The sequence below is a fragment of the Bradyrhizobium sp. genome, from assembly GCF_030646015.1.
In the GTDB taxonomy this organism is placed as follows: Bacteria; Pseudomonadota; Alphaproteobacteria; order Rhizobiales; family Xanthobacteraceae; genus Bradyrhizobium.
Window position 1 is genome coordinate 1 of record NZ_JAUSLT010000150.1, and the last position, 12,144, is coordinate 12,144.

General features: G+C 61.9%; 18 protein-coding genes and 1 tRNA gene. 10 read left to right on the forward strand and 9 right to left on the reverse strand.

Annotated features, from left to right (window positions below; translation table 11 throughout):
• Positions 1–551, reverse strand: a 551-nt coding sequence (locus Q7T45_RS22700) for a D-alanyl-D-alanine carboxypeptidase family protein (RefSeq protein WP_370691343.1), incomplete at its 3' end; no start/stop codon positions are given.
• Between the two features lie 165 nt (positions 552–716).
• Here Q7T45_RS22700 and Q7T45_RS22705 point away from each other — a divergent pair.
• Positions 717–1,667, forward strand: a complete 951-nt coding sequence (locus Q7T45_RS22705) for an alpha/beta fold hydrolase (RefSeq protein WP_304873738.1) — start codon at positions 717–719, stop codon at positions 1,665–1,667.
• 9 nt (positions 1,668–1,676) lie between these two features.
• Here the strand turns inward: Q7T45_RS22705 and Q7T45_RS22710 are convergent, their stop codons facing one another.
• Entirely contained in the window at positions 1,677–2,609 is a 933-nt protein-coding gene (locus Q7T45_RS22710) for a septal ring lytic transglycosylase RlpA family protein (RefSeq protein WP_304873740.1), read from the reverse strand.
• Between the two features lie 200 nt (positions 2,610–2,809).
• Entirely contained in the window at positions 2,810–3,109 is a 300-nt protein-coding gene (locus Q7T45_RS22715; protein WP_304873742.1) for a hypothetical protein, read from the reverse strand.
• Between the two features lie 1,202 nt (positions 3,110–4,311).
• Between Q7T45_RS22715 and Q7T45_RS22720 the strand changes: the two genes are divergently transcribed.
• Positions 4,312–4,650 carry a hypothetical protein gene (locus Q7T45_RS22720; RefSeq protein WP_304873744.1) on the forward strand — a complete coding sequence of 113 codons (339 nt, stop codon included), beginning with the start codon at positions 4,312–4,314 and terminating at the stop codon, positions 4,648–4,650.
• Between the two features lie 453 nt (positions 4,651–5,103).
• Positions 5,104–5,241, forward strand: coding sequence for a hypothetical protein (locus tag Q7T45_RS22725; RefSeq protein ID WP_304873746.1), 138 nt, complete (start codon positions 5,104–5,106; stop codon positions 5,239–5,241).
• A 49-nt stretch (positions 5,242–5,290) separates the two neighbouring features.
• Here the strand turns inward: Q7T45_RS22725 and Q7T45_RS22730 are convergent, their stop codons facing one another.
• Entirely contained in the window at positions 5,291–5,494 is a 204-nt protein-coding gene (locus Q7T45_RS22730) for a hypothetical protein (protein WP_304873748.1), read from the reverse strand.
• Positions 5,494–6,006, reverse strand: a complete 513-nt coding sequence (locus tag Q7T45_RS22735) for a hypothetical protein (RefSeq protein WP_304873749.1) — start codon at positions 6,004–6,006, stop codon at positions 5,494–5,496. Before Q7T45_RS22735 ends, Q7T45_RS22730 begins: the two co-directional genes overlap by 1 nt.
• Positions 6,007–6,709: 703 nt before the next feature.
• Here Q7T45_RS22735 and Q7T45_RS22745 point away from each other — a divergent pair.
• A complete protein-coding gene (locus tag Q7T45_RS22745; RefSeq protein ID WP_304873752.1) occupies positions 6,710–7,204 on the forward strand; it encodes a site-specific integrase in 495 nt (164 codons plus the stop codon).
• A gap of 90 nt (positions 7,205–7,294) precedes the next feature.
• Positions 7,295–7,384, forward strand: a tRNA-Ser gene (locus tag Q7T45_RS22750).
• 125 nt (positions 7,385–7,509) lie between these two features.
• On the opposite strand, the gene Q7T45_RS22755 is transcribed toward Q7T45_RS22750, so the two are convergent.
• The 3 genes from Q7T45_RS22755 to Q7T45_RS22765 form a co-directional block, all read right to left on the reverse strand.
• Positions 7,510–7,821 carry a hypothetical protein gene (locus tag Q7T45_RS22755; protein WP_304873753.1) on the reverse strand — a complete coding sequence of 104 codons (312 nt, stop codon included), beginning with the start codon at positions 7,819–7,821 and terminating at the stop codon, positions 7,510–7,512.
• A 457-nt stretch (positions 7,822–8,278) separates the two neighbouring features.
• A complete protein-coding gene (locus Q7T45_RS22760) occupies positions 8,279–8,437 on the reverse strand; it encodes a hypothetical protein (protein WP_304873754.1) in 159 nt (52 codons plus the stop codon).
• Between the two features lie 50 nt (positions 8,438–8,487).
• Positions 8,488–8,763 (reverse strand): hypothetical protein, encoded by a 276-nt coding sequence (locus Q7T45_RS22765; protein ID WP_304873755.1) that lies wholly within the window; start codon positions 8,761–8,763, stop codon positions 8,488–8,490.
• 49 nt (positions 8,764–8,812) lie between these two features.
• Here Q7T45_RS22765 and Q7T45_RS22770 point away from each other — a divergent pair, with 49 nt between their 5' ends.
• The 4 genes from Q7T45_RS22770 (at position 8,813) to Q7T45_RS22785 (ending at position 10,997) form a co-directional block, all read left to right on the forward strand.
• Positions 8,813–8,938 (forward strand): hypothetical protein, encoded by a 126-nt coding sequence (locus Q7T45_RS22770; RefSeq protein WP_304873756.1) that lies wholly within the window; start codon positions 8,813–8,815, stop codon positions 8,936–8,938.
• 132 nt (positions 8,939–9,070) lie between these two features.
• On the forward strand, positions 9,071–9,274 hold the full coding sequence (locus Q7T45_RS22775; RefSeq protein ID WP_304740282.1) for a hypothetical protein: 204 nt from the start codon (positions 9,071–9,073) through the stop codon (positions 9,272–9,274).
• A gap of 19 nt (positions 9,275–9,293) precedes the next feature.
• Positions 9,294–9,950 carry a DsbA family protein gene (locus Q7T45_RS22780; RefSeq protein ID WP_304873759.1) on the forward strand — a complete coding sequence of 219 codons (657 nt, stop codon included), beginning with the start codon at positions 9,294–9,296 and terminating at the stop codon, positions 9,948–9,950.
• A 78-nt stretch (positions 9,951–10,028) separates the two neighbouring features.
• Positions 10,029–10,997, forward strand: coding sequence for a tripartite tricarboxylate transporter substrate binding protein (locus Q7T45_RS22785; protein WP_304873761.1), 969 nt, complete (start codon positions 10,029–10,031; stop codon positions 10,995–10,997).
• A 51-nt stretch (positions 10,998–11,048) separates the two neighbouring features.
• Here Q7T45_RS22785 and Q7T45_RS22790 read toward each other — a convergent pair whose 3' ends face one another.
• Positions 11,049–11,303, reverse strand: a complete 255-nt coding sequence (locus Q7T45_RS22790; protein ID WP_304873763.1) for a PilZ domain-containing protein — start codon at positions 11,301–11,303, stop codon at positions 11,049–11,051.
• A 296-nt stretch (positions 11,304–11,599) separates the two neighbouring features.
• On the opposite strand from Q7T45_RS22790, the gene Q7T45_RS22795 reads away from it, so the two are divergent.
• Complete coding sequence (locus Q7T45_RS22795; RefSeq protein WP_304873765.1) at positions 11,600–12,001, forward strand: VOC family protein; 402 nt, start codon at positions 11,600–11,602, stop codon at positions 11,999–12,001.
• Positions 12,002–12,144 lie beyond the last annotated feature (143 nt).

The window sequence follows — 12,144 nt, forward strand, 5'->3', positions numbered from 1 at the left end:
AGGCCGATCTCGCGTGCACGCTTGGTCATCATCTCCGTGGCGAAGGTCCGTTCGTTGCCGGCCATCGCCTCGGCCAGGATCATGCAGGCGTCGTTGCCGCTCTGGATGATGGCCCCGCGCAGCAGGTCGTCGACCGGAATCTTGCTGTGGATCGCCGCGAACATCGTCGAGCCGCCCGACGGCGCGCCGCCCTTGCGCCAGGCATTTTCGCTGACGCGATATTCGTCGGTGAGCTTGATCTCGCCCTTCTTGATGGCGTTGAAGACCACCTCGGCGGTCATCAGCTTCATCATGCTGGAGGGGGCGCGCAACTCGTCGGCGTTCTTCTCGAACAACACGCTGCCGCTGGAGGCCTCGATCAGGATCGCGGTCGGCGCATCGCCGTCGAAGCCGCCCTCGACCTCCTTCTTGGCGCCCTGCACGCTGTTGTTGGCGGCGTAGACCATGCCACCCCACCCGACCGCCACGGCGACGAGCGCCGCCAGCAGGCTGCGCCACCGGCGTCCCGTCGCGGACCCGGATTTGCCGGAGGATGATGTTTCGACTGCCATTGGGGATGCCTTGAAGCCGGCCTTCTACCAGTTGGAAGTACCGCAAACAACACGGGTTTTGCCCGATGCCGCGGAGCCGGGTCCGATTGCGGAACCGGTCAAACGACCTTATCCTGCCGGCTTGCAGTTTCCTCAACAAAATCCCTGAAACAAGGCGGAAAAGCGATGCCATCCACACGCACAGTTTCCGCCAATGGCATCGAGATTTTTCTGCGCGAGCAAGGCGAAGGCCCCCTCGTCGTGCTGTGCCATGGCTGGCCGGAATTATCCTATTCCTGGCGGCACCAGATCCCGGCGATCGCGACCGCGGGTTTTCGAGTCGCGGCCCCCGACATGCGCGGTTTCGGCAAGACCAGCGCGCCCGCCGCTGTCGGCGCCTACAGCATTTTCGACCACGTCGGCGACATGGTCGCGCTGGTGGAGGCGCTCGGCGAGAAGCAGGCGGTCATCATCGGCCACGACTGGGGCGCGCCGGTCGCCTGGCACGCGGCGCTGTTCCGGCCCGATATCTTCACCGCCGTTGCCGGCCTCAGCGTGCCGCCGCCGTTCCGCGGACGCGGCCGGCCGCTCGATACCTTGCGCGACAGCGGCATCACCAATTTCTACTGGCAATACTTCCAGACCCCCGGCGTCGCCGAGGCGGAATTCGAGCGCGATGTCGCCCTGTCGATGCGAACCTTGCTGGGGCGCGGGTTTTCCGATCCCGCCGCGTCGCTGTTCGTCGAGGACGGCAAGGGATTTTTGGGTAACCCGCGCGCCGACCTGCCGTTGCCGGATTGGTTGAGCGAGGCCGACCTTGCTCATTTCACCGAAGCGTACCGGCAATCCGGCTTCCGGGGTGGGTTGAACTGGTACCGCAATATCGATCGCAACTGGGAGCTGACCGCGCCGTGGCAGGGCGCGCAAATCCATCAGCCCTCGCTGTTCATCGCGGGATCGAAGGATTCCGTCATCACCGGCCTGATCGGCGCCAAGCGGGTCGGCGACATGGAGCGGGTGCTGCCGGGATTGCGTCAGAAGCTGATCATCGAGGGCGCCGGCCACTGGATCCAGCAGGAACGCGCCGGCGAGGTCAACGCCGCGCTGGTCGATTTCCTCAAAGCCACTGCGGCTTGACCGCAAGGCTCAATAGAGCCCGCGTCCGGTCAGCAACTCACTGGGGCCGCGCGGATCGACCGGCGCATAGGCGCTCACCGGCCTGAGGCCGGGGGCATAGCGCGCATCATTTTCATAAGTTACGGCGCGGGGATTCTCGATCGCGCGAGCGGCCGGACGAGAACGGCTGGAGGCGGACATCTCGGATGTGGCGTTGATGGAGGCGAGGTCCTGGGAGGTATTGCCGAGGCTATAGGGCCTGCCCTCCGGCATCGGAACATCGCCGCGGATCGCGCGGGCCGAGACTTCGGGAACGAACGGACGGGCCGAGGCGACCCGGACCAGCGACGGCGATGGCGCCGGAACGCCGGTGCGCAAGGTCGCTACCAGCTGGCGGTCGTCAGACCCCTCGAGCGGCGCCCGGCCGACATATTCGACCCGCACGCGAGCGACGCCTTTGCCTTTGAATTCAAGTAGTTCGGAGGCTCTGTTCGAGACATCTATCAGCCGGTTGCCGTGGTACGGCCCGCGGTCATTGACGCGCACGATCAGCGATTTGCCGTTGGAGAGATTGGTCACCCGCGCGTAGCTCGGGATCGGCAGCGTCGGATGGGCGGCGGTCAGCGAGGCCATGTCGAACACTTCGCCATTGGCGGTCAGCCGGCCGTGGAAATCGTCGCCGTACCAGGACGCCATGCCCTCGGCGCGGTAGTTGGGATCATCTTCCGGCACATAGACCCGCCCGGCGACGGTATAGGGCTTGCCGACACGGTAGGTACCGCCCCCCTTCGGCACGGGTTCGCCCATCGCGACCACCCGGGGACTGGAGGAAACGCCGTATTTGGGATCTACCCGGCTGGCGAACTTGCCTGACGAGGCGCAGTTGGCGAGAACGAGACATGCGGCCACCGCGAGCGCGCCTCGCGCCACTCCGCCTGCCTGATCTGATTGTCGAATCCCCATCCGCCCCAATTACCATTTCGTCGGCCACGCGCCTACTTGGCGGCGTACGCTGGTCCCGCGTCTTGATGCAGCCCACCTCCGCACCAAGTGGTGAAGATACCGCATCCGGAACGCGGCGGAAATGGGGAGAGGGTCAGCGTGGTGAATCAATGGTTGCGGCGTCGCGCCATCACGGCCGACCGTCGCGCCGAGGCGGATGGCTAACGGGGCAACGGCGCCGGCGGCGGAAGCGGCGCTCCGCCTGTCGAGATGGAGCCGGTCGACTGCACGGCGGCCGGCTTCTTTGGCTTGGCGGCCGCTACCGGTTTCGGCGCGGCAGGAGCCGGAGCTGCGGCCGGGAGTGCGGCCTGCGCCGAGGAGAGCGGACGCTGCAGGAGATCCAGTTTTCCCGACAGTACGACAACCTGGTCCGACAGCCGCTTGATCTCGGCCTGTTGCGCCGCCAGAAGCCGTTCGGTCGATTGCACCGATCCCGCGACCTGCTGCTGGAGCGCCTGCAAGTCGCTCAGCGTGATTGGCTTGACCGCGGCGGGTGCGGGCGAACTGGCAACGGAAGGAGCTGACGTAGTTTAATTTTGGCGGTGGCAAGGCAGATTTCGGCGAAGTTGCTCAGGCCCGGCACGCTCGGGCGGCCCGTATTGCAAAGTCCGCGAGGGGTGCGGGGTTCCCCTCCCCGGCGAAACTGTTGTGCCAAAGCATCACTCCGGCCGGATCTTCGAATCCACCCCGGAATCCTTTTGACTGTGCGCGGTCTCGTGGCGTTGTGTTCGTGCCGGGGCGCGAAGGATCTTGCGATGATTGAGACAGTTACAGCGTTTTTGGGTCTGTTTAGCGCCGGTATTTTCCTTGCCCATGCATTTGAGGGTTTTCGCTCGAGGGCCTGACCTTGCGCGATGACCACCTCGTTCAAACAAGCTGATTCCGAAAGTTTTAATGAATTCGGATCAGCTTCGAGAGTGACAGGTGCAACATGCGTACTCATGACTTGGTGTCCGACAGCTTCCTCGCATTGACCGCAGCCGGTTTCGTGCTGCTGTGCTCGAGCCTGCTGGCTTTCGCGTTCGCTTGAGCCCGGCGGCGGGGTATTTCGCTGGAGCCGGCGATCGAGGCTCAGCGCGCGGCGACGCCTGCGCAAATCGGCGGCCCGCGCCCGCCCCTGACCGGCAATTGATACTTTCCCCCAGCCCATCCCCCTGCTAAGTCGCTGAACTCCAAAGACGGAAGGGTGGCCGAGCGGTTTAAGGCACCGGTCTTGAAATTCTCAACCGCTCGTATTGTCCTGTCTTCGCTAGTATTTTCCTGTATGCACAAGTCCTGAAAACTAAGGGATTTTGCGCTCGGTCGTATCGGACGATACCGCTTGATCCCACTAGGTCCGGTGCCAATTGCGGTGCCAATTCCCCGTGCAACCGATGCAACGCCAACAGAAGATCACGCTTGGCGAAATGCGGTCCTCAGGCGTCCAAGGTCGGGCCTCGGGCATTCGCGGCCTGTTGATCTACTGCGCCGACTACAAATGCGCGCATTCGATCGCCATCAGCGCCGATCAATGGCCGAACGACGTACGCCCTGTCCGACATGGATGATCCGCATTTCGTCTATTAGACCCAGATAAAGCCCTCGCAATAGTAGGTGACAAAAAAAGCACAGTTTCCTATAAGTTGTGTTTTGGGGACGGCTTATATGGGCGGGGGAGCATTTCATGACCAGCAATACCTTGGATCAGGAGACACGTGAACTTGACGAGCGAGCTTGGCGCATATTCCGCCGTGTGTTTGCCCCGCGACATATCTTCGTTTCATCGCTGCTGTTTTGGGCGGCAATTATCTTGGGACTGCCGTTTTGGAAGTCGTTGTTCCTTTGGGCGGTTGCGTATCTTCTGTTGATCGCACCATGCTTTCCTCTCGTAATCGATGCAATTTGCCTGGGTGCTTTTTTCGTCTCAGTTCTCGTTGGCTGGGGTAACTTGCCATCTTCTTTCGCTCTTAGTTCATTGCGCCTGGCCGGTAGTTGTCAGGTTGTGACCTCTCAGACGGACTGATTACTCTTCCAGAACGGGAAAAAGCTGGCCTTACTCCGGGCCGATTCAGGCAGCTTAGTTCGGGCCATGAGGTTGACCGCCACCATACCCGCGCTCGTCAGCATCGCTTGCTTGATGCTGCCTGGGTGCGCCACGGACACGGCGCCAGCGATAGGCGGCATGGTCCCGATGTGGCTCGGGGGTTTGCCAAACGACGTTCCGCCTAGACGGGGAACCCCGGAATACGAGGCGTGGCAACAGAAGCGCGCTGAGGACGCCGCAGCTCCTAAGCCATCACCGCCAAAATGAGACTGTCAGGGGCGTCGACGTGCGCCCATCCGGAGCCGCATTTCATCTGCAAGGTGTGCGGTCACCGCCAGTGCCCCCGCTGCTGCATCTGCTCACAAAGTCGATTAAGGGAAAATTAACCATAAATTCACATGGTGGTCCGGGGCCAACTTCGAGTCGATCAACATGAAAGAGCAAGACATTCGGATTTTCGTTGTTCTGCCGATCGCGTTCCTGCTGTTTCTGTTCGCTGCTTATACTGCTGCGGCTCCGAACTGGCGCGGCGCGCCGCAACCAGCAATAGCGATCGCGTCACTGAATTAGAGCTGTCCCGCCCGCGCACCTCTGCACACGGGCGGGACGTTCCGTTCTATCAGAGCGCGTCGCGTAGGGCCTTAACCCGCTTGGCAACATCCAGCGTGCTGAAGTCAAGCAACTGCGCGTCCTCGCCCATCGTTTGATACCTAGGCTTGCCGAGCCCCACCTCGATCAAGTCCGCCGCGGCACGGATCACTACTTCCACCATTTGTTGGATTTCGTGCAGGGCGCCGTCTACAGCATCGTTGTCCAGTGCCATCAGACCATCCCCCCGCGTTGCCAGTCCTGCGAACCGATCTGCTCCAGCAACCCGTCAAGGTCCACTATCCCCGATTCGGCGGGGTCTAGTTCGAGGTCGCGACGGCCACCGGCCGCCCATCTGGTTTGATCGCCCTGCCCGTCAAGGCTGCCAAGGGCGGGCTCTGCGGGGTCGCTGTCCTCGCCTGTGTCGCTGTCCTCGTCGTCCTCGGCAACATCGAAGCCTTCGCCGCTAATCATCCGTCGCGGGCCGCCCTCGGGATAGGACACATCGGCCTCGTCGCCGTCCGGCTCCCGCTCCATGTGGTTCTCGGTGTCATCCAAAAATCTCAGAAGCCGGTCGATCTCCTCGCGGGCGGCCCTGCGGAGTCGCCCTATGGCCTTAAACACTTCCTCGGGGGAAACGTCGGCTGGCAGGTAAAACGAATCCTGGGGCTTCTCTGGCGTTCCTAGAGGGGTTTCTGCAGACGTGTTTGTGGGTGGCGTGCTATGCACGCTGTCAGCCTGATCCATTGGGATTGACCTCTTCTGGTTCGGGTTAGAGCCGGGGCGGAAGTTGCTGCTTCCCCTCGGCTTGCTTTTAGGCTAAACCATTATTCGTACATGTCAATAAAGGCTAAACCAAAAAAGCCGCGGGGCCGACCCGCTACGGGGCGCGACCCAATGATGGGTTTTCGCGCGGCCCCAGTGCTGCGCGCTTCTATTGTTAAATGGGCCGAAAATCAGCCCGACACACCTAGCCTCTCTGAGGCAACCCGCCGGCTTGTAGAACTGGGGCTCAAGGCAAAATGAAAACGCGCTGGAGTTTTAAGGACCAGCGCCGCCTCATTGAAATTGCTGCGTCAGAGAAGTCGGTTGAAGAGGTAGCCGTTCGCATTGGGAGGACGCCAAGGTCCGTTCGCAGGATGGCACTTCAATTGGGCATTTCCCTCAAATTCAAGACGGGACGCGCTCGCCGGCAGGCGCCAAGACTGCGCGCAAAGGGAAAGTGGTGAATGCCCGCTGCACCTGATTTGCTTAAAAATCCACTCCCTTTCGGGGCGCTCTGGCGCGTCGGGCCTTGCTGTCCACCGTAGGTTGCGACTAGGTTATTACTTTCCCGGCCGGAATTGATTGAGAAAGTTATAGCAATGGCGGTTGATCCGAAGACAGTACGTGAAGTGAGTATCCGTTCTGATGGCATTGTCTCGCAAGTCGAATTAATCAAAACCCTGGTATGGTGGATATCGATCTCGACGGCGCGTTGCTCCGGGTCGAGCGGTCGCTTGAGCAGACCAAGGAAGCCGGACTGGTATTTAAAGCCCCTAAGACGCGCTACGGCAGGCGTTCGATCACTCTGCCCCCGTCTACCGTCGCCGAACTTCGAGCGCACTGGCGGACACAGCAGGAGGACCGACTGGCCCTCGGCTTGGGCAAGGCCCCGGAATCCGCTTTGGTGTTCGGCGAACCGGATGGCTCCCCCCGGTCTCCTAATGCCCTCACAAAGGAATGGGCTGCCGCCATGGAGAAGGCCGGCATCGCGGCCACGCTACACAGCCTGCGCCATACCCATGCCAGCACCCTGATTGCATCTGGCCTGGACGTGTTGACGATTAGCCGCCGACTAGGGCATGGATCACCCGCGATCACTCTCACGGTCTACGGCCACCTGTTCAAGACAGACGATCGGGCGGCTCAGATCATGGAAGCGGCGTTCGCAGGTACGGAATGAGAACGATTTTGGGGCCTGCGGTGCCAATCCGGTGCCAATTCCCGAATCCGGTGGCAAGCGCCCGCAGCTAAGTGTTTGATATCGCTACGCGGAAGGGTGGCCGAGCGGTTTAAGGCACCGGTCTTGAAAACCGGCGTGCCTGCAAGGGTACCGTGGGTTCGAATCCCACCCCTTCCGCCAGTTTTATTTGTAATACATTGTAAATAAAGGGAAATTTATGATGGTCACTTTTTAGCCCCAAATATCACCCCACATCTAATTCGCGTCGTCCTGAGCGTCAAAAGCCCTTAGAAAACGGGCACTTTTCACTGATCGATGCGATCGGCTTCGGCAAGCGCCCAGCTCGACCAAAGCTCAATTTTCTCCGACGATATGGAAGCAATTTCATTCGTCAAAACAGCCCTCACGGCATCAACATAAGCGCGGATGTCCATCGCTCGCCGCAACGAAACTGCTTCATCGAAGAGGCGATCTACCCTGGCTTGCTCAAGTCTATGCCGATGCTCCTGCACTTCGCGTTTGGCTTGCAATTGGCGATTGCGAATATCCTCCTCCAGCTGTGCCTTGCGCCGGACGCGCCGCTCAAACGCGAAGACGCTCCGCCCGATCCGCTTCACGGGCAGCCTTCTGTGCTTCGTCGCGGGCGTGCCGTGCATGTATCTTGGCGCCCATGATTTGCGGGGCCAGATGGACGTTCGAGACTTGGTGCTCATGACAGGCATTACAGCGGCCCTTGCGGGCCCCGGCAATGCCACTACGATTAGCTGAGTGGAATACGGCACCGGCCATACCGGCAGTACGCGCACTGCTCTTCACCTGGGTAAACCATGCCGTCTTCCGACACCCCCGCAGCCCTGCCCCTCGAAACGATCAAGCCGCCCCGTTGCGCCATGTGCCGAGCACGAATGGCGCTGGCAAGCCGGGAGCCAGGCGCCAACGGTGCGGAGAAGCATGTTTTCAAATGCCCGAAGTGCGAATTCTCTAAAACGAAAATCACCGGTGACCCGGCCGCCGTCGGACGCGATCGCCCGCGCCGCAAAAGGTGAGTGCTCCCGCCGTCATCGGGCCCGTCCGTCAGCCCTTGGATTTGTTGATCTGCTTCACCTTGGCGTCGGTCGCCTCGATCGAGGCCGCCAGTTCCAGGATGGCCTTCGAGAGCAGTTCGATCGCCTCTTTCTCGTCCTGCGAGCGCGCGGCGCGAAGCGCATAATTTTTTGCTGAGGATAACGACATCGGCAATCTTTCTCACGAAGAAACCCGCCGGTTGAGGACGGCGGGTTTCGTTAGTTCTCGCGGTATGAGTTACGAGGCCCGCGATTACGCAAACGGTAGTCGTTGCCGGTTAACAAATACTCCGGCCGGAAAAATTGCCGCGTGAACCGGCCTGGAGCGGCTTCGACGAACGCGTTGGCGAGGCCGCTCATGGTTAACGGAACCTGTGTCATCTCATCCCAGCCTTGATTGCGCGTCGCGATCGCCACAATGGCGTGGCATCCCCCCGGGATGAATCGATTCCCGCCCATGCTCCATTGCGCCTTGCTGTGCCTTGCGGCCGTCATGCTGACATCCTGCGCCGGGGGGAAAACCGCAGGCGAACGGATAGCGGACATGCCGCACTGGATGGGCGGCATGCCTTCCGACGTTCCGCCGCGGCGTGGCACGCCCGAATACGATGCCTGGATGGCCGCACGCGCCCAGGAAGCCGCCAGGCCGAAGAACGAGCAACCCAAATAGCTCTCTCACCATCCCATCGTACCGCCACAGAGGCGACGAACCACTGCACGGGTGGCATGCTCGCAACAGGCTGTTGCACCGCTCCGCAGGCTGATAGACACTTCAACCGGAAATAGTGCGCGGGAGCGTGAGATGAGTAAGCAGGACGAGGGATTTGACTACCACCGCTATCGGACCCTGCTGGCCGAAGCCGTCGACGAGTCCAGCCGACTGGCGTTTATCGACCTGTTGATCGAAGAGCGCGCCAGGGAACGGCTGAAAGCCCACAGCACCTCCGAACGGCTTGCGATCACGGCGAAGACCGTTGCCAGCATTCTCGGCACGTCGAGGAACTGAATTGCACGGGAGTTGTCGGTTGCGCGCACTTCGTAGGGCCTTCGTTGCGCTGACAACGGCCGGGTTTGCCGCCCTGCTCGGGCTGATGGCACTGCAGCCGATCAGCGGCGCGATGGCGCAGCTCGCTACCGCCGCGCTGGTGGCACAGCCGGTATCGCTGCCGGACATGGCGCTCGGTCCCGCCAATGCGCCGGTGACCATCACCGAATATTCGTCGATGAGTTGCCCGCATTGCGCGACGTTCGGCGAAAACGTCTTCCCGATGCTGCGCGCGAAATATATCGATACCGGCAAGGTGCGTTTCGTGTTCCGGGAGTTTCCACTCGACATCAAGGCCGCGGCGGCATCGATGCTGGCCCGCTGCGCCGCCAATGGCGATGCCGAGAAATTTTTCGGCACGGTCCAGCTCCTGTTCCAGCAACAGCAGATGCTGATGGCGCAGACCAACATGACCTTGCGGGTGATCGGCAAGCAGGCCGGGATGACCGAACAGGCTGTCGAGACCTGCGGCAGGGATCAGACCCTGCTCGACAAGCTCGCCGCCGACCAGCGGTTTGCCCATGAGGTCATCAAGGTGGAATCGACGCCGACGTTTTTCGTCAATGGCGAAAAGCTCAAGGGCGCGATGTCGTTCGAGGAACTGGAAGAGATACTCAAGCCGCTGCTGAAGAAGTAGCCGCTGTCGCTTTGCCCTTGTTCTGTACGACGCGCTGGCCGATGATGGCGCCAACAAGAACATATCGGGGGGAGCGTCATGGCGTCCGTATTGCGCGGATTTCTTGCAGCCGCGTTGTTGCTGTCCGGCGTCGCGCCATCCCTGGCGCAGGGCTATCCGAACCGGCCGGTGCGCGTGGTGGTCGGATTTCCTCCGGGCGGTCCAACCGACGTCATCGCGCGCATCGTGGCGCAGAAACTCTCCGACAGTCTCGGCCAGCAGTTCTTTATCGAGAACGTCGGCGGCGCGGGCGGCAACACCGCGGCCGGTCAGGTCGCACGCGCCACCCCTGACGGCTACACCATCATGGCGATCTCAACCGGCTTCATGGTGAACCCCAGCCTGTACGCCAAGGTGCCGTACGACCCGGTGAAGGATTTTACCGCCGTGTCACTGGTCGCGGTTTCTCCGAACGTGGTGGTGGTCAACCCGTCGGTGCCGGCCAAAACGCTGCCTGAACTGGTGCAGCTGATCCGGGATAATCCAGGCAAGTACAGTTTTGCCGGCCCGGGCGTCGGCTCGACACCGCATCTCGGCGGCGAATTGTTCCGGCTGGCGTTCAAGCTCGACCTGGTCCACGTCCCCTTCCCGGGTGCTGCACCGGCCGTCCAGGCCACGGTCGGCGGCCACACCCCGATCGCGTTCACGGCGTTGCCGTCCTCGCTTTCGGCCATCCAGGCCGGACAGGTGCGCGCGCTCGGCGTGGCGGCGACCGCGCGGGCGGGCGGCGTACCCGACGTGCCGACCTTCGCCGAACAGGGCGTGAAGGATCAGGAAGCCGATACGCTGACCGGCATCGTGGCGCCGGCCGGCACGCCGAAAGAGATCGTCGAGCTGCTTTCCCGCGAGATCGCCAGGAGCGTTGCGCGGCCTGACGTCAACGAACGCCTCGCCGTGCTCGGCTTCAAGGGCGTCGGCAATACGTCGGAGGAGTTCGGGGCGCGCATCAGGCTGGAGATCGAAAAGTGGGGCAAGGTGGTGCGCGATGCGAAGCTGAGGATCGACTAGCCGGCTGCGGCCGGGCGAGACGAACCGCGTCCCTGCCCGGTTCGGACGGTGCTATGTCGGCGCCGTCTCGACGAAGGTCAGGCCGATCCGGTTGCGCTGGATCCAGGCCACCTGACATTCGTGGACCGACGAGCCATTGGCCATCACCAGACGAAACCGTGCGGGGACGAAGGCCGGGTTCTCGATATCGATGGCCGCGCCCTCGGCCGAGACATTCCGGACCGTGCAGCTCATGACCGAGCCGCCGGACGAAACGTAAGCCGTTTCATTGACTTCGGTGCGCGGGTGTTTTCGTTTTTCTTCCATCGGCGTCGGCCCAGGCTGGCATCTGCGCGAAAGCCTAGCGCCAAACCATAAATAATTCGCGCTGTGTCATGCTGCGCGCCGGCGAACCCGGCAACAGCCGCGGGCTTTGGACTCGCCCCGCGCACGAGCCTGGCGACTGCGGCAATCTGTAGTCACCCTTCAGAACCCCGGACCCGGTCAAGCACGCTGCAGCGCATCATGCGCATCAGCCTTGCGTATCGACAGGCTTTCGTCGAAGCGGTCGGTGTCCGATGATATGCGCCGATACCGACGTCACCTTCCAGGGAGAAGACTCCATGCCACTCGGCGTCCTGCAGCACTACACCATCGAACCCTCCGATCTGGAACGCACCCGGGAATTCTATTGCGACGTGCTCGGGCTCGAGAACGGGGACCGGCCGCCGCTCGATTTCCCCGGCTACTGGCTCTATTCCGGCGGCGTCGCCACCGTGCACCTGATGGGCACCCGCAAGCCACGCGAAGGCATCGTGGTGCGCGGCACCGAGAAGAAATACGAGGATACCGGCCGGCTCGATCACATCGCCTTTGCCGCGACCGATCCCGCTGGCGTGCGCCAACGCCTGCAGTCGAAGAATGTAAAATTCCGCGAGAGCATCGTGCCGCGCACCGGCGATACGCAATTCTTCATGTACGATCCCGACGGCGTCGGCGTGGAGCTGAATTTCCCGAAGGCGTAGCGTTTCCCTGAAGTCTCCTTGGGCTCCCATGTTGCACGCTCGACACATCGGCCGGCGAAATGCGGGGCCGATCGCGTTTTGGCGGCATGTCCCGACAACGCCCCGAGTCAGCCATCACTCGGGCCTGAATTGGTCGGCGTTTG

Excerpts from the sequence above, each read along its gene's own strand:
- Q7T45_RS22785 (WP_304873761.1), top strand. The coding sequence starts at position 10,029 with ATGGCGTCCGTATTGCGCGGATTTCTTGCAGCCGCGTTGTTGCTGTCC.
- Q7T45_RS22705 (WP_304873738.1), top strand. The coding sequence starts at position 717 with ATGCCATCCACACGCACAGTTTCCGCCAATGGCATCGAGATTTTTCTG.
- Q7T45_RS22730 (WP_304873748.1), bottom strand. The coding sequence starts at position 5,494 with ATGGCACTGGACAACGATGCTGTAGACGGCGCCCTGCACGAAATCCAA.
- Q7T45_RS22760 (WP_304873754.1), bottom strand. The coding sequence starts at position 8,437 with ATGTCGTTATCCTCAGCAAAAAATTATGCGCTTCGCGCCGCGCGCTCG.
- Q7T45_RS22720 (WP_304873744.1), top strand. The coding sequence starts at position 4,312 with ATGACCAGCAATACCTTGGATCAGGAGACACGTGAACTTGACGAGCGA.
- Q7T45_RS22710 (WP_304873740.1), bottom strand. The coding sequence starts at position 2,609 with ATGGGGATTCGACAATCAGATCAGGCAGGCGGAGTGGCGCGAGGCGCG.
- Q7T45_RS22795 (WP_304873765.1), top strand. The coding sequence starts at position 11,600 with ATGCCACTCGGCGTCCTGCAGCACTACACCATCGAACCCTCCGATCTG.
- Q7T45_RS22765 (WP_304873755.1), bottom strand. The coding sequence starts at position 8,763 with ATGACGGCCGCAAGGCACAGCAAGGCGCAATGGAGCATGGGCGGGAAT.
- Q7T45_RS22775 (WP_304740282.1), top strand. The coding sequence starts at position 9,071 with ATGAGTAAGCAGGACGAGGGATTTGACTACCACCGCTATCGGACCCTG.
- Q7T45_RS22745 (WP_304873752.1), top strand. The coding sequence starts at position 6,710 with ATGGTGGATATCGATCTCGACGGCGCGTTGCTCCGGGTCGAGCGGTCG.
- Q7T45_RS22790 (WP_304873763.1), bottom strand. The coding sequence starts at position 11,303 with ATGGAAGAAAAACGAAAACACCCGCGCACCGAAGTCAATGAAACGGCT.
- Q7T45_RS22725 (WP_304873746.1), top strand. The coding sequence starts at position 5,104 with ATGAAAGAGCAAGACATTCGGATTTTCGTTGTTCTGCCGATCGCGTTC.
- Q7T45_RS22770 (WP_304873756.1), top strand. The coding sequence starts at position 8,813 with ATGCCGCACTGGATGGGCGGCATGCCTTCCGACGTTCCGCCGCGGCGT.
- Q7T45_RS22735 (WP_304873749.1), bottom strand. The coding sequence starts at position 6,006 with ATGGATCAGGCTGACAGCGTGCATAGCACGCCACCCACAAACACGTCT.